We start from the raw sequence: 20,169 nt of genomic DNA on the forward strand, positions 1-20,169 counted from the left end.
CTCAGTCCTCGATCGTGACGATCGGCTTCTGCACCAGGCCGAACGAACGAAGTACCCCGAGGAGTTCGCGATGGCCGAATGCCTGGCATCCCGAGGCCAATCCCGTTGCGTTGGGCGCTTTCTGGAGTAGTGAGAAGGCGCCGTAGGCCTGTAGGAGGCCGGTTTGCTTGTAGTTGGAGTTGCCGTAGAGAACGGTATGGGAACGTCCGAGCGGGCCGGTCGCGTGCACGGAGTCCACGGTTCGGTTGATCCGGGTGTATTCCCGTGGCGGCATCTCGTTCATCACCTGCGCCGCGGTTGCCTGCAGCGCGGCGAGGCGCTCTTCGGGCGGCAGGTCCTTGGTTGCTTCGAGTGCACCGGCGACGATCTGCGGCACGCCCTCCATCAGCGGTTTGTTGAATACGCCGCCAAGTGCTTTGACATTTGCGACGCGTGGATCCTTGCGGAACCAGACCGGATGCGAGGTTCCACCCCAGGGGAGCGCGAGTGCAAGTTCATGCTGGCCCGGGATCGCGAGGTTGTAGAGACCTGCCTCGGGGTCCCACTCGACATAGTTGTTTTGCTCGAGGTAATAGGCCTTCGACATCGCGGCGTTGACCAGAATGGTCTGAGTCGAGGCGATGGTCGGGCTGCCGCCCCAGAACACCGCGATATCCAGGGTATCCACCCCGGGTGTCTCCAAGGAGATTTGGGCGGCGATCTCACCGGTTGTGTACATCTGCGCCAGGCCGGGCGACAGCAGCAGCCCCTTGGCGGCGAAGTCGGCGCCGTACTGCTCATCGAGTGTGATCAACCAGTCTTGCTCGCCGGTGGTGTCGAGATAGTGAACGCCTGCGGCCAGACACGCCTGCACCACTTCGTGGCCGTAAGTCGCGAATGGTCCGACCATATTGCAGACGACCGAGGCGCCGGTGAAGAGCTCGGTGAGGGCTTCGACGGAATGCTCGGTGGCGACAATCTCGTAGTCAGCCGTTTCGATACCCGGCACATTGGACTTCATCGACGCTTCGAGTTTTTCCTGGCTGCGGCCCACGGCGGCGAACGGAATGTTGTACTCGCGCAGGTACTCGCAGACGAGGCGGCCGGTGTAGCCAGAAGCACCGTAGACGACGACGGGTTTGGTGGTCATGTGTTGAACCTTTCGGGAAAGCTGCTGGTGGAATAGGTCTGAGTCAGAGGCGATTTCGGGTTACATACCCATGCCGCCGTCGACCGGTAGGCCGGCGCCGGTGATGAACTTGGCTGCGTCCGAGGCAAGGAAGACAACCGCGTCGGCCATGTCGTCGACTTGGCCCAGGCGGCCCGACGGGGTGAGTTCTACGACGCCAGCCACCGCTGCTTCGGCGGACTCGAACAGGCCGAGTTCGGCGACATCGTTGGCCAATCCGGCACCCATCGCGGTCGGCACCAGGCCCGGGTAGACGCAGTTCACGCGTACGCCGTAGCCGAGTTTGCCCGACTCCATCGCCGCGACCCGGGTCAATCGGTCGACGGCGGATTTGGTCGCCGAATACACCGCGATGCCGGGGAAGGCGATCGTCGCGGCCACCGATGCGATGTTGATGATGACCCCACCCGCGCCTGCCGCGCCGTCGGGTCGCATGGCGCGCAGACCGTTTTTGATACCGAGGGTGGTGCCCAGAATATTGACGTCGAGCATCTTGCGGATGTCGTCGGACTGCACCTCGGTAAGGAGGCTGGTGATCTCTACGCCGGCATTGTTCACCAGGATGTCCAGTCCGCCCAACTTCGCGACGGTGGCATCTATCGCCGAGGCCCAGTTGGCGTCGTCGGTCACGTCGAGCTTGGTGAATGCGGCGTCGAAAGAGGCTGCTACCTCGGCACCGGCATCGGAGATATCCGCGATCATGACCGACGCGCCGGCACCGGCGAGCGCCCGCGCCATTCCTTCGCCCAGGCCCTGGGCGCCGCCTGTGACGAGGGCTTTTCTACCGGTGAGGTCGATCGAGGTCATTGTTGTGCTCCTTTGCGCAGACAGCGAAACGTGCGACGATTGTGAGGTGAATCACGTGCTGAATCAGCATCGCGCAAAAGCTTGACAGTTGTCAAGGAAAACCTTGACACCCGTCAAGGGAACTTCCTGACCTGGGTTTTGACGGCTATGTCTGGCACAATGACGAGTCGATACCGCCGCGAAAGAAAGGAGATTGGACATGACCGACCTCGTGCAATCTCCGGCCCGATTCGAGCGTGTCGATAAATTCGAGCGTCGTCGGGGCGAGTTGGCCGACGCGACACTCGCGACGCTCGGTGAACTCGGCTATGCGCGCACCAGTTTGCGGGAGATAGCGCAGAAGACTGAATTCAGTCACGGCGTCCTGCACTATTACTTCAAAGACAAGATTGAGCTAATCACGTTCGGCGTGCGTCGCTACAAGGAGCATTGCGTCACCAGGTACGACGCCGCGATTGCTCTCGCGACAACGCCGGATGAGTTGGCAGCCGGTTTCGGCGAGGCGCTGGTTGACACCTTGCTGGTCGACACCGCGATGCACCGGCTCTGGTACGACTTGCGGACACAGTCAGCTTTCGAAGAAGTATTGCGCCCCACCGTAATCGACCTCGATCACCAGCTCCAGGACATGATCTGGCGAGTGGTTAAGACCTACGCCGGTCTCCGTCGCACTGAACCTGGCGTCGATGAATTCGCTGCGTACACGATGTTCGACGGACTCTTCGAGAACTGCCTCATCCGCTACGTGTCCGGCGATGGTTCGGTAGTGGAAACCCTTCGCGCACAATCTGTTTGGCTACTCGATACCATCTGTCGGGGTTAGCTGTCGACCCTCGTCAGATGTCGAGGGTGAGTTGTCCGGTGGCGCGGGAGACGCAGGTGAGTAGATAGCCTTGGTCGCGTTCGGTGTCGGTGAGGGTCATGTCGCGGTGGTCGATGGTTCCCGCGGTGGCCCGTATCTTGCAGGTGCCGCAGAATCCTTGTTGGCAGGAGTAGGGGACTGCGGGGTTGACGCGTCGTAGGGCGGTGAGCATGGATTCGTTTGCTGCGACGGTGATTTCGTCGTTGGTGGAGGTGAGTCGGATGGTGAAGTCGTTTCCGTTCTCCACTGGTGGTGGGGAGAATCGTTCGTAGTGCAGTTCGATGTCGGGGCGGTCGCGGAGGTAGGTGCGTAGTCCTTCGAGCATTGGTACGGGGCCGCAGGTGTAGATGGCGGTGCCGGGGGCGGGGCCGGTGGTGGGACTCCCGCCGGTGAGTTCAGCCATGGTGGGCAGGCCGTGGGTGTCGTCGGTGCGGATGGTGATTTTGTCGCCGTATTGGGTGAGTTCGTCGCGGAAGGGGATGGAGTCCAGGCTGCGTCCGGTGTACATCATTGACCAGTTCAGGCCGAGGCGTTCGGCGGAGGCGAGCATCGGGAGGATGGGGGTGATGCCGATGCCGCCGGCGATGAATCGTAGGTGGGTTGCGGTGGAGCCGAAGCCGGGTAGGGCGATGGGGAAGGCGTTGCGGGGGCCTTTGATTTTGACGGTGTCGCCGATTGTGAGGGTGTCGTGGACTTCGGTGGAGCCGCCGCCGCCGTTGGGGATGCGGCGGACGGCGATGCGGTAGTAGTCGCTGGTGGCGGGGTCGCCGCAGAGGGAGTATTCGCGCATGCGGCCTGAGGGTAGGAGTAGGTCTAGGTGTGCTCCGGCGCGCCACATGGGTAGTGGTCCGCCGTTGGCGTCGGCCAGGGTCAGGGCGATGACGTTTTCGTCTTCGGCCACTTTGGTCCGGGCCACAATCCGAACCAACAGGGTGCTGTCGTTCTCCGCGCCGTCGCGTAGGGGAGACATGCTGCCCCACAACGGAAACCACGTCTTGAGCAGTTTGGTCCCGAATCGCAGAGCAGGATCGCGCTGCCAGCGACCGTTTAGCGATGGCGGCTCGGTGACCTGTGGGCCGGGTGCGTACCGATCGTTCACGTCAGCTTGCGTTCCGCGCGGCGGGCGATGATGCGAGGTAAGCCACCGCCTGAGCGGTGTCGCCAACCTCGGCGGGATCGAAGCCCGGACGGAAATAGGTGAGGGAGTAGCGGATGACGCCGCCGATTCTGGGCAGTACGTTGGCTCGGACGCCACGTCGATACTCTCGACGCCGCTGCAGGAAGGAGATCGGGCCGGCGGGATCGTGCGCCGAAATGTAGCGCCCGCCGCGGAAGACGATCAATAGCAGTGACGGCATAACGAGGAGCATTACACGCGCGCGCCGCAGGTAGCTGTCACCGAAATAGACCGCGACTTCATGTGCGACACAACGATGTTCGACTTCCTCAGCGCCATGCCACATAAAGAGATCGGTGATAGTGGGGTCGCCGCCGGCCTCACGCCAGGAACTGTTCAACGCGAAATCACCCAGGACCGCCGTGTAGTGCTCGATGGCCGCTATCAACCACAGACGCTCGATGAGATGTTTACGCTGCTGCTCGGCCGTCCCATCTGTCTTGGGCGCCAACAACTTTCGGAACACCCATTCCATCTGGCGGTGGTACGGCAGCGGATCAATCCCGTGAGCCTCAACATAGTCCCAGATAACTTTGTCATGCGCTGCCGCATGCATCGCCTCTTGGCCGATGAAGCCGCGCATCGTATTTGCGAGAGCTTCGTCGCGTACCAGTGGCAACGCCTCGTTATAGGTCTGCACAAACCAGCGCTCGCCCTCGGGGAGGATGAGATTGAGCGCCGTGATGAGGTTCGACGCGTAGGGGTGGCCTGGGATCCAATGCAATGGCGCTTTCTCGACGTCGAAGGCGACGTTGCGCGCATGGAGTTCGACGGGGCCTGGATCGGTGTCCGGCGTGGAGTTGTCAGTTGAGGTCATGATGGCTCCTCGTGGTTAGAAAGAGTGTGTGGCAGATTCACGATCGCGATCGGCGGCTAGCTCACCGAAGAATGTCGCCGCGAGCCATCAAACGGGCTAGCCACGGCGTAAATCGATATACGCGGTATCCGATTTTTGCTTCCGGGGTGACCGGGGCGACGGCTTTGTTGGATTCGAGAGCGGCCACGATGTCCCGCGCGACCTTTTCCGGGCCGAAGTTGCGGCGTTGATAGAGCTTGTCGAGATTGTCGCGGTGCTTCTGTTCCGTTGCGGCATCGTCGAATCCGGCCAGTGGGGTATTGGACACGATATTGGTGTTCACGATGCCGGGACAGATCGCGGTCACGCCGATGCGATGCTCGGCGAGTTCGGCCCGCAATGATTCGGAGAAGAGCAGCACTCCGGCCTTGCTCGCCGCGTAGATCCCGAGATCACGTTGCGGGGTGAAAGCCGCAGCCGACGCGATGTTGACGATGTTGCCACCGATAGCGCGTTCGACCATCTGGCGGCCGAAGGCGCGGCTACCGGTCATCACACCGCGCAAGTTGATCGACAGGACCCGATCGAGTTGTTCGTCGGTAGCCGCGAGAGCGCTGCCGCCCAATCCGACTCCGGCGTTGTTGACCACAATGTCGGGGACGCCGTGCTTATTCGCCACGGTGGCCGCGAATTCATTGAACGCGGCGACGTCAGCGACATCAAGCGCGTACGAATGTGCTTGTACACCTTTGGCTTTGCACTCTCGAACGGTTGTCTCGGCTGCGTCGAAATCGAGGTCGGCGACGACGATCTCGCAACCGCGTTCGGCCAGCGCATACGCGGTCTCCCGGCCGATCCCGCTGCCCGCTCCGGTAACGACCGCCAGTTTGCCGGTGAATTTGCCGGGTGCGGCGAGCACGCGAGTGCGATCGAGGGTGTTGGGGCGCGAGTCGTCGGCGCGTCCCTCGATGGAATCGATGAATTCCACAGCGATCGACGCGAGGTAGCCGGGTTTGGTATACGGCAACCAGTGGCCGGTAGAACTGTTGCGGCGCCACAGTTTTGCGGCATGCGTGTAGGTGTAGTCGTAGATCGTCGGACGCAGCGCGACGTCGCGTTCGTTGACTACCTCGAGTACCGGTACCTGCGTTGGGCGAGGATTCGGCTCGGCCAGCTTTTCGCGGATATTCGCTCGGTAATAACGCAGGCCGCTGACCGTGTCGGCGGTGAATGAGTCGGCCAGGACGACGTTCTGCTTGGGTGTACCTTCTACGCGATGCAGGAACTCCCGCCACAGTCCGGGGCGTCCTGCGGTGCGCCAGAACAGGTTTGGCAACACCGGGGCTTGGAAGAACCCGGTGTAGGCCGAGGAACCCAGCTGGGAAAGGGCTTTCCCGAGGTTGGCCGGTGTTGGACGGGCGAGATTCTTACGTGCCCACTCCGACAGATAATCGAGGTTGGGCCCAGAGACCGATACGAAAGACTTGATATGCCGCTCGGCGCCCGGTGTGGTCACCGCCTCCCAAGTCTGCACCGATCCCCAGTCGTGCGCGACGACGTGCGCGCCGGAATCGCTGGCGGCCTCGATTACGGCGAAGAGATCAGTTGCGAGCTCGGCGAGGCGATAGGGGTCGTCGCCAGCGGGTGACGAGGTCTCGCCGTAGCCGCGGGTGTCATAGGCGACGACGTGATAGCCGGCGTCGGCAATCGCCGGTGCGACGTGAGTCCACAGGTGATGGGTATCGGGCCAGCCGTGGACCAGCACGACAGTCGGGTTTGTAGCCTCACCTAGCTCGAATACGGCCAAGTCGATGTCACCGTTGGAAACGGTACGTCGGCGCCAGTCAGCCATGGTTCTCCTCGGTAGATGTCTAACGACGGATTTAAACGTTACCACCGGTTACATCTAACGGGAAGATGGAGAATTTGCCCACGGCAATCTTTCGGGGCTATTGCCGATAGGACGCCAGGAAATTGCCGATCCGGTCGATCGCGTCCTCCAGATCGCGCGCATAGGGCAAGGTGACGATCCGGAAGTGATTGTGATCGGGCATATTGAAGCCGGTGCCCTGGACGATCAGGATCTTCTCCTTGAGGAGTAGATCCTGCACGAACAACTCGTCATTGTGTATCTCATGGATGTTCGGATCGAGGCTGGGGAAGGCGTAGAGCGCGCCCATCGGCTTCACGCAGTTGACGCCGGGTATCTCATTGAGTTTCTCCCACGTGATATTGCGCTGTTCGAGGAGCCGTCCGCCCGGCTGCACCAGGGCGTCAATGCTCTGGTAGCCGCCGAGGGCCACCTGGATGGCGTGCTGGCCGGGGACGTTGGAACACAACCTGGTCGACGCCAGTATGTTGAGTCCCTCGATGAATCCCTTGGCATGGTCCTTCGGGCCGGTAATCGCCAGCCAGCCGGCCCGGTATCCGCACACTCGGTACGCCTTGGACAACCCGTTGAACGTCAGGCACAGCAGGTCGGGCGCCAACGACGCGATGGAGATGTGCTCGGCGTCGTCGTAGAGGATCTTGTCGTAGATCTCGTCGGCGAGCAGCAGTAGGGAATGCTTGCGGGCGATCTCGGCAATTTGTTCCAGCACGTCGCGTGAGTAGACAGCGCCGGTCGGGTTATTCGGGTTGATGACCAGCAGCGCTTTGGTCCGCGGCGTGATTTTGGATTCGATGTCGGCGACGTCGGGATTCCAGTCGTTGGACTCATCGCAGTTGTAGTACACCGGCGTGCCGCCCGATAGGGTCGTCATCGCCGTCCAGAGCGGGTAGTCCGGAGCGGGAATCAGTACTTCGTCGCCGTCATTGAGTAATGCCTGCATAGTCATGGTGATCAGTTCGGACACACCATTGCCCAGCAGCACGTCATCGACGTCGAAATAGGGGAAGTCGATGGTCTCGTAGCGGGTGACCACCGCGCGTCGGGCCGAGAGCACGCCGGCCGATTCGCTATAACCCTGCGAGTAGGGCAGTGCGTGGATCATGTCGCGCATGATGACGTCTGGGGCTTCGAAGCCGAATAGGGCGGGGTTGCCGATATTGAGTTTGAGGATCCGGTGGCCATCAGCCTCCAGTCGCGCCGCGTGCGCGTGTACCGGCCCGCGGATCTCATAGCAGACGTTCTGCAGCTTTAACGACTGCTCCAACGGCTTGAGGTTCTGGTTCAGATGCGATACATGCGGTCTACTCACGAGTTCAATTGTGACAGCGCGAGCAAATGGATTGTTCTCGGCGTGGACCTCAATGATCCAGATTCTTGGTGCGTTCACTCATCGAACGGCCGAGCGCCGCGACCTCGGCGTCCATCTGGGGCAACAATTGGGGTGCCGCTTTGCGGATGTCGCGCTCGAATGGCGGGGTGGCGACGAATGGTCGCAGCCAGCGAAGTGCTCCGACCCAGCCCGGGCAGTACACGCGTGACTTGCGACCCTCGATGCCCTTGACGAAGGCCTCGCCGCATTTGTCGACCGACGTCGTCTTCGACAGCGGGCCGGGCAGTCGGTTCAGCATTTCCCGGAAAGCGGGCAGGTCGGCTTTGGCGTCCTGGACGAGCGGGGTGTCGATCCAGCTCATATGCGCGGACCCGACGTCGACGCCGAGGTGCGCAACCTCAAGGCGCAAAGTGTTCGCGAAGTATTCGACGCCAGCTTTGGAGGTGTGATAGGCCGCGAGACCAGGTGCGGAGGTGAACGCGGCGAGTGAAGAAACCACCAGGACATAGCCATTCGCTTTGATCACCGCGGGCAACGTGGCGCGCACCGTGTAGAAGACGCCCATCACATTCACATCGATCAGGCGCTTGAAGGCTTCCGGGTCGACCGCCAAAACCGAACCGTAGGTTGCGATTCCAGCGTTCGCCACTACGGTGTCGATACTGCCGAACTTCGCGACCGCGGCGGCGGCCGCCTGCTCCATCGATGCGAGGTCGCCCACGTCGGCGACGATCGGCAGGACGTGCCCTTCGCCGCCGAGTTCGGCTGTGATCGCGTCGAGCGCTGGCTTGTCGAGGTCGGTGAGTACGAGGTTGGCGCCCTTGGCGCGCAAGCGTTTTGCAACTTCTGCGCCGACGCCGCGGGCTCCGCCGGTGATGAATACGGTTTTGCCGTGCTGTGAGGTCATGCGTCCGACGCTACCCGTGGTCGGAGTACGTATCCGGTGTATGCGTAATCGCGGCCGTGCGCGGCGCGAATGGCTATCTCTTGGCCGAGCATGGTGAGGAAGTACTCGTCGACGCCGGCTGTGCGCAGTTCGGCGATTCGGGTGGTCAACGGGTCGTAGTACTGTGCCCAGTCGTCGTCGGGCAGAACGTACACGGCACGCACCTGGTAGCCGGATCTCATTGCGGCGGTGACATTTTCACCGGTCGTACGCATCGCGGGGTAACCCTCGTCCCAAAATGCTCTAGCACCAGCCGATGGCGATGGGGTAAGCCATTCCGCCTCGGTGAGCACGATGACACCGTCGTCGGAGAGCAGTCTGCGCCATAACGCGAGAGCTGCGTCGAATCCCATGACGTACGCCGAACCCTCGGCCCAGATGAGGTCGGCGCAGCCGTCAGGGAGCGGGAGGTCTTCCATCGGGGCGTCGAGCGTGGTGATCGAGTCGCTGACATCGGCTGCGGCTGCGCGTTCAGTCAGTTCAGTGAGGAAGGGCTGATGGGTGTCGATGGCGGTAACGTGACCATTTGCTAACTGTGCCAACAGAATTGACGATGAGCCGGGACCCGAGCCGATGTCGAGGATACGGGGCCGTTCGGGGAGTCGTCCGGCGAGCTGGAGAAGCGTGCGCGTAGTCGCTTCGGAACCGGGAGCCTGGCGGGGCAGTCCAGCGTGGGCGCGGAAGAAGAGTTCTTCAGACATGAGTAGCGATAGTGCCAGGTGGTTGGACTTTGTTGTCGTTCTTGCGATTACTCGACGGCGTGTCGGCGCACCAACGTCGACAAAGTCCGGTGGAACCGTCGGGACCGGCTGCTGCGTCCAATGTCGATGATGGAGTTGTCGAAGGATCTGGCCGCCGGTTACACCTCACACGAGGTCCGGACCCGGTTCACGCCGATCTTTCGAGGCGTACGTGCCCCGTCAGGGATGACGGTGGAATTGAAGGAGCAGGTCGACGCGCTGCTGATGATGTTCCCGGATGCGGTTCTCGGTGGGTGGACCGCGGCGAGGTTGTTGCGGGTGCCGTATTCAACGGGCCACCGACCAGAGATCATAGTGCCGCGCCGTCGGCCACGAGCGGGTGTCGTGATGCGGCATGAGGCTATCCCCGACTCCGATGTCATCGACTTGCGCGGATATCGATGCACGTCGCCGGAGCGTACCGCTGCCGATCTCGCGCGACATCTGCCATTCGATCCTGCTATCGCGGCGGTCGACCAATGTGTTCGGCGATCGCGTGATGACCGGCAAGTCACGACGGTGGATGCGATCATCAGATTCCTCGACAATTCCCGGTACTTCCATCGCGGAGCGATAGTGCGCGAAGTTTTGGGCGAAGTCGACGGCCGTGCCGAATCCCACTGGGAGACATACGTTCGCCTTCTGTTACACCGCAATGGGTTGACGATGTTTGAACCGCAAGTGCCAGTGTTCGGCGGTCGATACCGGTTGGATCTAGGTGCGCGTGAGTACGGGATTGCCGTCGAGTATGACGGCGCGCATCACCGGGATGGTAGGCAACACGCCCGCGACGTTGAGCGCTGGAATGCCATCCAGCAGGAGGCGAACTGGGAGATCATCCTGGCCTGCAGACGCTCGATTGACGAGCGGCACGATGTGCTCTTACAACAAGTGCGTGGCGCCCTTCGTCGCCGAGGTTGGACTGGCTGAACCTTCTGGACGTTGCTGCGATTGCCCGGCGGCGTGTCGCCGCAACAACGTCCGCAAAGTTCGTCGTGGCCCCAAACGACACGACCAGCTATAGATCAGCGCTGCCCGGGCCGCTTCTTTCCGGCTGCCAAGCCGAAGCCCTTGGCTTTGGCTTCGGTCGCTTCGGTCACGCCCTGGCTCGGGGCATCCGAGGTCTGCGCGCCGTCGGTCGGGGACTCCTCGACTGGGGACTCCTCGACTGGGGCCTGGGCTTCAACGACGTCAGCATCGCTAGTCTCCGGCTCAGACGGTTCTCCTCCGACCGGCTCAGCTTCCTCAGTCGGTCCGGCCGGTTCAGTCGGTCCGGCCGGTTCAGTCGGTCCGGCCGGAGCGGCGACACCCGGCCGCCGCTTTCCGGCCGCCATGCCGAAGCCCTTGGCTTTGGGAGTGGTCGCCTCGGTAGTCGCAGGCGCGGTGTTAGCCGGGGTGGCATCGACCGGTGCCTCTGTCGCCACTTCCTCAACCGGCTCGGCGGCTTCCTCAACGGCGGCCGCCGCCGGGGCAGGAGCCGGAGCCTTTGCCCCGACGCCCGGCTTTTTGCCCGCTGCCAGGCCGAAGCCCTTGGCCTTGGGTGCGGCCGGGGCGGCGGCTGGCGTGGCCTCAGCGGCCGGAGCCTCCGGGGCAGGAGCGGCTTCGGCGGTCGGCGCACCCCCGCCCGGGGCTTTTGCCCCGACGCCCGGCTTTTTGCCCGCTGCCAGGCCGAAGCCCTTGGCCTTGGGTGCGGCCGGGGCGGCGGCTGGCGTGGCCTCAGCGGCCGGAGCCTCCGGGGCAGGAGCGGCTTCGGCGGTCGGCGCACCCCCGCCCGGGGCTTTTGCCCCGACGCCCGGCTTTTTGCCCGCTGCCAGGCCGAAGCCCTTGGCCTTGGGTGCGGCCGGGGCGGCGGCTGGCGTGGCTTCAGCGGCCGGAGCCTCCGGGGCCGGAGCGTCAGCACTCGGGGTCGCAGCAGCGGGCTTAGCGCCCGCCGCACCCGGCTTCTTGCCGGCAGCCATGCCGAATCCCTTTGCGGCGGGCTTCTTTTCAGCGGGAGCGGCCTCTGTCGCGGGCGCCGTCGCTGCGGCGCCCGGAGCACCACCCGGCTTCTTACCCGCTCCCATCCCGAATCCCTTTGCGGCGGGCTTCTTTTCAGCCGGTGCGGCTGCGGGGGCAGCACTCGAGGCGGCCGGAGCGGCACCACCAGGCTTCTTCAAGCCGCCCTTCATCGCCATCCCGACCTTGGCCTTCGGAGCGCCTCCGGCTGCGGCTGGCGCGGCCTTGGCGGGTGCCGCCTTTTCTTCCTTCACCGGTACGGGAGCTGGGGCAGCGACCGCGACCGATGCCGGTCCGAGCACCTTGCCGCCACGCGTGACCTCGGTTGGCTGCCCGCGCCGGACACCTTCGAGGAGCATCTGCGCGACGTCGATGACCTCGACCTTGTCTTCCAACTCGGTGCCACTGATACGCGCCGTCACACCGTCGGTGAGCATCACGCGACAGAACGGACAACCCGTCGCGATCTTGGTACCCGCGGCGGCCTCGCCGGTAGCTCCGGCCGGACCACTTTGTGCGCCAAGGGTATCGAGCGCTTCGTCGACGCGATCGATGTTGATCCGCTTGCCGATCTGCTCTTCCATCCACATCCGCGCCCCACCGGCGCCACAGCACATCGACCGTTCGCCGTGTCGCGGCATCTCGGTCAGTGTCGAACCCGACGCTTCCATGAGTTCGCGTGGCGCGTCGTAGATCTTGTTGTGGCGGCCCAAGTAGCAGGGGTCGTGGTAGGTGACCTTCTGGCCGTCGACCGGTGCCACGGGCACCAGACGCTTCTCACGCACGAGCCGGTTGAGCAGCTGTGTGTGGTGCACCACTTCGAAGGTTCCGCGTTCGGCGTCGACTTGTGGGTATTCATTACTCAGCGCGTTGAAGCAGTGTGCGCAGGTGACGACGATCTTCTTCCGCTGTAGCGGGGCAGTCGCGAACAGGTCGTCGAATTGCTCGATATTCTGCTGCGCCAACATCTGGAACAGGAATTCGTTACCCGCACGGCGAGCTGAGTCGCCGGTACAGGTCTCGCCCTGACCGAGGACCAGGAAATTGACCGCTGCGGTGTCGAGCAGTTCGGCGACAGCCTTGGTGGTCTTCTTCGCCCGGTCTTCGTACGCGCCGGCGCAACCGACCCAGAATAGGTATTCAAAGCCCTCGAAGGATTCGACGTCCTGCCCGTAGACCGGGATCTCGATATCCATCTCGTCGATCCACGCGGTGCGGTTCGCGGTCGATTGCCCCCACGGATTGCCCTTGTTCTCAAGGTTTTTGAACAATCCGGCGAGTTCGGACGGGAAATCGGATTCGATGAGGACCTGGTAGCGGCGCATGTCGACGATGTGGTCGACATGTTCGATATCCACCGGACATTGCTCAACGCACGCGCCGCAGGTGGTGCAGCTCCACAGCGTTTCGGTGTCGATGACGGCACCCAGCATGTCCTCGTCGATGGTTCCGGTGCCGGCACTTTCGCCGACCAGCTTGCGCTCGGCTTCGGCGCGAGCCGTGGCCGGAATGGCATCGAGCTTGTCCGACAAGACATTTCCGTCGGCATCGACGAGACCGACCTCGTCGCCGCCCATGTCTTTGCTGCCGCCGGCGAGCAGGTAGGGGGCCTTGGCATAGCCGTGGTCGCGCAGCGACATGATCAACAGCTTGGGCGACAGCGGCTTTCCGGTGTTCCACGCGGGACACTGACTCTGGCAGCGACCACATTCGGTACATGTGGTGAAGTCCAGCCAGCCCTTCCAGCTGAAGTCCTCTATCTTGCCCGCACCGAACGCATCGTTGTCGGGGTCGGCGGTCTCCATCTCCAGCACTTTGCCGCCGGACATCATCGGCTTGAGCGCACCGAGTGCGACGCCGCCGTCGGCCTCACGCTTGAGGTAGATATTGAAGAATGCCGAGAAGCGGTGCCATGCAACACCCCAGTTGAGGTGCGTGCCGACCAGGAGCAGGAACAAGCTGCCCGAAAGTAGTTTTACGAGCGCGAACACTGACACCATCACCGGACTTGCCGGCAGCAACTTCGCCACCTGCATGGTGAAGAAGTCGGACCCGACGTTGCTGTGATGGAAGGTCGCGATCTTGCCGGCCTTCACGAAGATCATGCCCAAGCCCTCGACGAGGACGATGCCTTCAATCGTGTACGCGGGAACGAAGCGTGAACCGGAGAATCGCGATAGCCGCTCGGGTACGCGGGGATGGTTCAGCTGCCGAATGACGATCAGGGTCACGATGCCGATGACAGTGCCGATGCCGAGCAGCTCATCCCACAGATGCCAGCCGAAGGTGTCGCCGAAGACCGGCCAGTGGAACTCCGGGTCGATCGCCTGTCCGTATGCCTCGAAGAATAGGACGAATCCGCCCAGGAAGCCGATCATTACCAGCCAGTGGGCGATGCCGACGGTCCGGAATTTGACCATCCGGGTGTGGGCGATGAATTCCTTCATCATCGTCTTGAAGCGCGGCATGATGGGGAATGCGCGGCCAGGTGCCGGTTGTCCCTGCGCGATTGTCCGAACGATGCCGGTTACGCCGCGGAAGAAGAATGCCCAGCAGATCACGCTGAGAAGCGCGCCGATGGTTCCCAGGGCAATCGTCGTGGAGTTCACTTCGGTCTACCCGGCCTTTCTATTAGGTCGTCGGGCATCTGAGGCTGGCGGCCGAGAGCTGATCGGCGCGGACATTCCCCAATGCCACGTTGCTACGACGCAACGTCGTCACAGGTAACCGTAAGGCCTGGCGTGAGTTTGACGCTCCCAAGGCTGACCTAACTTCACCCTAAGACGGGCGCTGCACTATGTAACTACCGTACTCACCAGTAACTTACTCGCAAGTCATGTCGGATTTCATGTGATATCGGCGACTTTTTCCAGTTCGCCTAGCGCGGTATCCAAATGGGTGAGTAGCCGCTGCAGGCTCGGGACCTGGGCTCGAGCGCCGATCAGGCCGAAACCCATATATCGGCCGGTCGAGGTGATTGTGATATTCAGCGCACATCCCGATGCTGGGATGGATACCGGATAAAGACCGTCGAGCTGAGCGCCATTCCAGTAGAGGTCGTGTTGCGGCCCAGGAACGTTGGAGATGATCACGTTGAACTGCGACGGCGCATATGACACGAATCCCGGCACGCTCATGAAAACCATTGAGCTGGCGTTCGCGGCGCCGAGCGCGAGTGCCTGCAGCGGAGTAAGGCCGCGGACGACCTCTTTGCTCGCTCGCGTCGACGCCGTGAGCTGAGCCAGCCGCTTCTCTGGATCGGCTTGGTCCGTCGCCAGGTTGGCGAGGATGGCGGTCACCGCGTTGCCGTCCTTCTCCTCGCCGACATGCATTGAGACCGGCACCATCGCCAGCAGCGGGGCATCGGGCAGGGCGTCCTGATCGATCAAATAGTTGCGGAGCGCGCCGCCACACATCGCGAGTACGACGTCGTTGAGGGTGAGATTGAGCGCCGCGGCGACGGCCCGCAGCCGCTCGGTTTCCCACTGCTGGGCGGCGAATCGTCGTGCGCCGCCGATGGGGACATCGAGGATGGTCTTGGGTGCGCCGTGGATCGGGGCGAGATAGTCGGGGTCCCTGATCGAGCGTAACGCGATCTGCGCGCTGGCCGGGACCAGACCTGCGAGCTGATTGGCGACACCGGCGGCCTCGGAGATTCCGCCGAAAACACGTTGGGACAGACCGGGTTTCGGTTTCGGTGTCCGCTTACGCTTGAGGGAGGCATCCCACGGTGCCCTACCCGTACGGTCGTCGGGATCGGCGGACAGAGATCGCCCGAGGATACGCAGTGCGGTCACGCCGTCGACGACGGAATGGTGAATCTTGGTATACAGCGCGACTCGACCGTCGGCGAGTCCTTCGATCAGATGCGCTTCCCACATCGGCTTGGAGCGGTCCAGCAATGTCGAGTGATTGAGCGAAACATAGTGCAGGAGTTCGCGAATGCGGCCCGGCTTGGGCAGTGCGATGCGGCGGATGTGGTAGTCGTAGTCGATCTCGTCGTCATATGACCACGACAGTGAACCGAGCAGACTGAACGGCTGTGTCGGGCGTTTGCGGAAATCGGGCTGGATCTCGGTGGCAGTGAGGAATGCTTCCATCATGTCGTCTGCCAACTGTCCCGCCGACTGCCCTTCGCGCGGAATGAACAGCTGCAAGCCGCCGACATGCATAGGGAGTTCACGTGTTTCGGCGATCAGGAACATTGACGATGTGACCGGCATGTACTGCATTAATGTGCCTCCGAGATGCTGTGGCGAACCAGTGCGAGGACCTAACCCTACGTCGGCGCGTCGACGGCCGGTGCAACTCCGTTAGATTGGTGAATTCGGCGTTGGGCAGCTGCGATATCCTGCGGTTATGTCGTCGTCTCGGCTAACCACACGAGTGACTATGGCGCTGTTCATCGGCGTCGAATTGGTGATGACTGTCGCGTTGACTTGGGTTGGCGCGGCGGCGTCCGGACGTACCTACGACCCAGCACAGTTGCCGCCGCCCCCGCACACGGCACTGGTCCTGGGGTCATTGGTCTCCGACGGCTGGCCCGGCGACTACGTTCGAGGTCGTCTCGACACCACTGTCGAGCTGTGGAATCGTGGCGATCTTCAACGAATCATATTGTCCGGCAATGGTTCCGCCGCCGCGGGCAATGAGCCGCTGGTCATGCGCGGCTACCTGGTGGCGCGTGGGGTTCGTGCCGACGTCATCGTCGACGACCCCGAGGGTTTCGACACCGCGGCGAGTTGCCATCGGGCGCGGACTGTCTACGACGCCACAGCAGTACTCATCGTGACGCAGGATTTCCATCTCGACCGGGCTATCGCCCTGTGTCGCGCCGCTGACGTCGACGCGATCGGCGTCGAAGCGAGATGTGACTGTCCGGTGTGGACCCTAATCCGCAATCATGTGCGCGAGCCGGTGCTGGCCAATCCGCGAGCACTGTTGTCGGCGTTGGCGTCCTGAAGCGAGTCCGGGACGGTATCGGGCGCATGATCGCGCCGCAGCAAGGTGCGAATGGAAGGCAGCGGCATCCGCGCTCGTCCGGTCAGATAGAGCGAACCGGGGAGTCGGCGCAGAATTTCGACGACAATCAGTGATCCGGCGAGGGTCAGCACGTAGGTCGCCAAGGTGCCCAGGGGCTGCGGAATATGCGCCATGATCCACGGCTCGCCCGACGAATCGGTCGGACGAAGGATGAAGAATAGCACCAGAACATGAGCGAGAAATACGCCGAAAGAACGATTCGAAGCCCATGAGACCGCGGCGGCGAAGCGGGGAGTGTTCGCACGCCACAGATCATTCCACCGCAGGGCAACGGCGTAGAGGCAGGCGATCGCGACGACTAGGAATGGGATCAGGGTCGGCTGGAAGGCGCTAGAGGCCTCCAGCGGTTTCTGATTGTCGACGAAGACCCGGATGAGGTAGGTCCCGACGGCCAGGGCAGCGGTGACGAGGAGCGCGGTGGTGAGCACCCAGGCGCGTCCGGCGAGCCACTGTTTGATGCGTTCGCGATGTACGGCGGCGATGGCGCCGTAGAGGATGAATAGCTGATACGGCAGGAATATCGCGTACAGATGCCACCAGATGGTGCCGAGATACCCGGGCGGGGTCCAATGCGTGAACGCCGCCGTCAGCGCGACCTGGACGGTGAAACTCACCGCGAGTACCGCGCCGTGATGGCCGGCGGTCTTGCGGATCAGCCACAGCACCAGCGGGAAGAGTAGATAGACCTGCAGCATCACGAACAAGAAATACATCTGGAAACCGGCTAATCCCCAGGATAAGTTCCATACGTATTCGCGCAGGCTAAACGGCAATTCGCCGATGCGGCCGGACGCCCACATCACGGTGATCACGAAATAGATCGTCGACCAGATCAGATACGGGAAGATGACCAGTTTGATCCGGCGTCGCCAGAAGTCGATCGTGCTGAAATCTCGTTTGTCGAAGTTCTGATACATCAGCACGAACCCGGTAAGAGCGAAGAACGTGTTCCGGGTGAAATGCAGCAACAGTGAAGCGGAATTGATTCCGACACTGAGGTCTTCGTCAGTCGTCTGGGTAAGACAGTGAACGAAGATGACCAGCGAGAAGGTGGTCGCTCGAATGAGATCGAGATGGTGCAGATATGCCTTGCGGGTGCTGTCGCGAACTGCGTCGACACCGCTTGGGACAACTGACGGCATATCTGCGAACTCAGAACTTTCGATCGGGTACGGGCGTGTCCGCAGCCTCAGTGCGGACGGTGTGCAACGCTATCAGCCGAACCTGGCAACGGGCTGTCAGTCGTTGGGATGTGTCACCACCAGCCGAGCGACTTGCGCAGGTCGGCATCCATCGCCGGGATTAGCGACCGCACGAAGGTCGCTGACAAGTGGTGAAAGTCGTGCCACAGCAGAATGTTCCCGACGACCGCTGAACAATAGGTCGGCGAACACATGCCGTCGGTGTAGTCCAGGAACGACATATTAGGGAACTTGGCGGCGATCGCCTTCGACGGATCCTCCGGCGCCATCGCCTGCTTCCGGGTGACACCGCAGACCTGCGGTTTGCGACCCTGTGCCAAACATTCCGGCGGTTTGAGTTTCCCGGTCGACCACGGATTGTCGCGGATGGCGATGACCTTCTGTCCCCGGTCGCGGAACTGGGCGAAGATGTCCAGGTAATCCTGTGGGACGAAGTCACCCGTGCCCTGGTCTTCGACCGGCCGGGTGCTGTTGGTGAAGACGTAGTCGGGTTTGTCGACGGCGAGCCGGTCCATCACGCGTTTCGACCAGTCGTTGCATTGGTAGTACTTCTTGCCGAACCAGGTGAACACATGGCTGGTAGTCAGTGCGCAACCGACTTTCAGATACGTCGTGACACGGAAGTTGCGTTTCTTGCCGATGGCGTCGAGCGCGGTGATCCATTGCTCGGCATGCGATCCGCCGACGAGGGCGATGGTTCGCTTTGCCTTCTTGTCGCCGTAGACGCCGACCTTGATCGACTCATCTCGCCACCCGCTGATGATCGAGTCGTAAGAGGTGATCGGCCAGTCCTTCTCGACGACCTCGGGGCTGGGCTGCGGGTCGAGATGCGGAACTGGCGCGTCGTTGAGTAATGCGCGGGCGCCGGGGTACAGCCGCGGGTCGAGGTTCGCGGTGTTCACCGTGGCGTGGTCGGCGTTGTATTTCCAGATCGAGACCGTGGTGCCGGCAACTATCGTCGCGACCGCCAACACGATGACCAGCGTGACGCGGTAGGCGCGGGAAAACGCGGAACGGCCCGCACGCAGGGGGACTTCGACGAATTTCGTTGTCGCCCAAGCTAATAGCAACGACAATGCCAGGATCGCAGTACCTTCGACGAACGATGTCTGATCCTGATAGCGCCAGGTCAGATAGAAGATCAGCAGCGGCCAATGGATCAGGTAGAGCGAATATGCCACCGAACCGAGCCATACGATCGACGGGTGCGCGAGCCACGCGTCGACATCCCTCGGCTCGCGAGGCTCGACCGCCCGTGCCTGCGCGCTACCGACCCAAATCAACAACAACGTCGAACCGGCGGGAACCAGCGCGAGGATTCCTGGGTACTCCTGAACACCCTGGATGAGCCAGCCCGAGCAGGTGATCAGCGCAAGCGCTACGACGGCCAGCGAGTTCCGCAACCAACGCGGCAGCGCTAGTCGGGGCATCCACACCGCGAGTAGACCACCGGCCAGCGGTTCCCACAAACGGGCGACGGTGTCGTAGTAGTTGAATGGCTGATTTACCGAATGCCGGTAGTTGGCCCACGCGAAGGAGACCAGTGCGACCGCGGCCAGTGCGCCGCCGACGATATTCCGCACGACCTTCGGGTCAGCAAAAAAGGCGAACCGCCCCCCAAGGAATTTGAGTATTCCGCCCAGCAGGAGGCCGGCGACCAGCGTCATCACGAAGAACTGGCCCTGCATAGACATCGACCACAGATGCTGCATCGGACTGTTAGCCGATCCGGCGGCCTGATAGTCCTGCGAGGCGAAGGCCAACTCGTAATTCTGGTAGTAGAACGCGCTCGCGATCACCTCCGACGCCAGCGATCCCCATCGCGTCTTCGGCATTACGACGACGATCAGCGCGACGATAACCACCAGAACCAACAGGAGGGCAGGTAGGAGGCGTCGCGCCAGGCGCCACAGCCGGGGTCCGGGGTTGATCGCCATCGCCCACGAAGCCGCGGGTGTCTGCGTCGCGAGAACGTGTTTGAGCAGCGATGCGACAAAGAAGTAACCCGACAATGTCAAGAAGACATCGACGCCGCCGGATACGCGTCCGAACCACACGTGAAAGATCGCGACCAGGGCGATCGCGATCCCGCGCAGACCGTCGAGGTCGAGGCGATACTCCGGCGACGACCGCTTGTCGGTCGTTCGCGCAGCGTCGGGCACCGCGGTCTGAGAAGAACTCACAGGACGTCAGGGTAATAGGTTTTCTTCAC

15 protein-coding genes are annotated in these 20,169 nt (G+C 62.4%); 3 read left to right on the plus strand and 12 right to left on the minus strand.

Annotated features, from left to right (window positions below; genetic code table 11):
- Nucleotide 1 precedes the first annotated feature (1 nt).
- Entirely contained in the window at nucleotides 2-1,129 is a 1,128-nt protein-coding gene (locus AAFP29_RS01605) for a DUF5938 domain-containing protein (protein ID WP_419215549.1), read from the minus strand.
- 60 nt (nucleotides 1,130-1,189) lie between these two features.
- Nucleotides 1,190-1,975: an SDR family NAD(P)-dependent oxidoreductase gene (locus AAFP29_RS01610; protein ID WP_419215550.1), complete on the minus strand. Its 786-nt coding sequence runs from the start codon at nucleotides 1,973-1,975 to the stop codon at nucleotides 1,190-1,192.
- 199 nt (nucleotides 1,976-2,174) lie between these two features.
- Between AAFP29_RS01610 and AAFP29_RS01615 the strand changes: the two genes are divergently transcribed.
- Complete coding sequence (locus AAFP29_RS01615) at nucleotides 2,175-2,798, plus strand: TetR/AcrR family transcriptional regulator (RefSeq protein ID WP_419215551.1); 624 nt, start codon at nucleotides 2,175-2,177, stop codon at nucleotides 2,796-2,798.
- Nucleotides 2,799-2,811: 13 nt separating this feature from the next.
- Here AAFP29_RS01615 and AAFP29_RS01620 read toward each other — a convergent pair whose 3' ends face one another.
- From AAFP29_RS01620 to AAFP29_RS01645, 6 genes are all read right to left on the minus strand, one after another.
- Nucleotides 2,812-3,936, minus strand: coding sequence for a PDR/VanB family oxidoreductase (locus tag AAFP29_RS01620; RefSeq protein WP_419215552.1), 1,125 nt, complete (start codon nucleotides 3,934-3,936; stop codon nucleotides 2,812-2,814).
- Nucleotide 3,937: 1 nt separating this feature from the next.
- The gene (locus AAFP29_RS01625; protein ID WP_419215553.1) at nucleotides 3,938-4,831 is read right to left on the minus strand and encodes a metal-dependent hydrolase; all 894 of its coding nucleotides are present in this window, start codon (nucleotides 4,829-4,831) and stop codon (nucleotides 3,938-3,940) included.
- 61 nt (nucleotides 4,832-4,892) lie between these two features.
- Nucleotides 4,893-6,662 (minus strand): SDR family oxidoreductase, encoded by a 1,770-nt coding sequence (locus AAFP29_RS01630; RefSeq protein WP_419215554.1) that lies wholly within the window; start codon nucleotides 6,660-6,662, stop codon nucleotides 4,893-4,895.
- 97 nt (nucleotides 6,663-6,759) lie between these two features.
- Nucleotides 6,760-8,010 (minus strand): pyridoxal phosphate-dependent aminotransferase, encoded by a 1,251-nt coding sequence (locus AAFP29_RS01635; RefSeq protein WP_419215555.1) that lies wholly within the window; start codon nucleotides 8,008-8,010, stop codon nucleotides 6,760-6,762.
- Nucleotides 8,011-8,059: 49 nt separating this feature from the next.
- A complete protein-coding gene (locus AAFP29_RS01640; protein WP_419215556.1) occupies nucleotides 8,060-8,938 on the minus strand; it encodes an SDR family oxidoreductase in 879 nt (292 codons plus the stop codon).
- A complete protein-coding gene (locus AAFP29_RS01645; RefSeq protein WP_419215557.1) occupies nucleotides 8,935-9,678 on the minus strand; it encodes an SAM-dependent methyltransferase in 744 nt (247 codons plus the stop codon). Before AAFP29_RS01645 ends, AAFP29_RS01640 begins: the two co-directional genes overlap by 4 nt.
- 120 nt (nucleotides 9,679-9,798) lie before the next feature.
- On the opposite strand from AAFP29_RS01645, the gene AAFP29_RS01650 reads away from it, so the two are divergent.
- Nucleotides 9,799-10,647 (plus strand): hypothetical protein, encoded by an 849-nt coding sequence (locus tag AAFP29_RS01650; protein WP_419215558.1) that lies wholly within the window; start codon nucleotides 9,799-9,801, stop codon nucleotides 10,645-10,647.
- 95 nt (nucleotides 10,648-10,742) lie between these two features.
- Here the strand turns inward: AAFP29_RS01650 and AAFP29_RS01655 are convergent, their stop codons facing one another.
- Both AAFP29_RS01655 and AAFP29_RS01660 read right to left on the minus strand, forming a co-directional pair.
- Nucleotides 10,743-14,321 (minus strand): heterodisulfide reductase-related iron-sulfur binding cluster, encoded by a 3,579-nt coding sequence (locus AAFP29_RS01655; protein ID WP_419215559.1) that lies wholly within the window; start codon nucleotides 14,319-14,321, stop codon nucleotides 10,743-10,745.
- 237 nt (nucleotides 14,322-14,558) lie between these two features.
- Nucleotides 14,559-15,944, minus strand: a complete 1,386-nt coding sequence (locus tag AAFP29_RS01660; RefSeq protein ID WP_419215560.1) for a WS/DGAT/MGAT family O-acyltransferase — start codon at nucleotides 15,942-15,944, stop codon at nucleotides 14,559-14,561.
- A 127-nt stretch (nucleotides 15,945-16,071) separates the two neighbouring features.
- Between AAFP29_RS01660 and AAFP29_RS01665 the strand changes: the two genes are divergently transcribed.
- Nucleotides 16,072-16,674 carry a SanA/YdcF family protein gene (locus AAFP29_RS01665; protein ID WP_419215561.1) on the plus strand — a complete coding sequence of 201 codons (603 nt, stop codon included), beginning with the start codon at nucleotides 16,072-16,074 and terminating at the stop codon, nucleotides 16,672-16,674.
- Here AAFP29_RS01665 and AAFP29_RS01670 read toward each other — a convergent pair.
- Nucleotides 16,614-17,897 carry an acyltransferase gene (locus AAFP29_RS01670; RefSeq protein WP_419215562.1) on the minus strand — a complete coding sequence of 428 codons (1,284 nt, stop codon included), beginning with the start codon at nucleotides 17,895-17,897 and terminating at the stop codon, nucleotides 16,614-16,616. The two genes, AAFP29_RS01665 and AAFP29_RS01670, sit on opposite strands and share 61 nt — an antisense overlap.
- 113 nt (nucleotides 17,898-18,010) lie before the next feature.
- Nucleotides 18,011-20,119 carry an acyltransferase family protein gene (locus tag AAFP29_RS01675; RefSeq protein WP_419216319.1) on the minus strand — a complete coding sequence of 703 codons (2,109 nt, stop codon included), beginning with the start codon at nucleotides 20,117-20,119 and terminating at the stop codon, nucleotides 18,011-18,013.
- Between the last annotated feature and the right edge of the window lie 50 nt (nucleotides 20,120-20,169).

Source organism: Gordonia sp. CPCC 205333 (genome assembly GCF_048537885.1).
In the GTDB taxonomy this organism is placed as follows: domain Bacteria; phylum Actinomycetota; class Actinomycetes; order Mycobacteriales; family Mycobacteriaceae; genus Gordonia.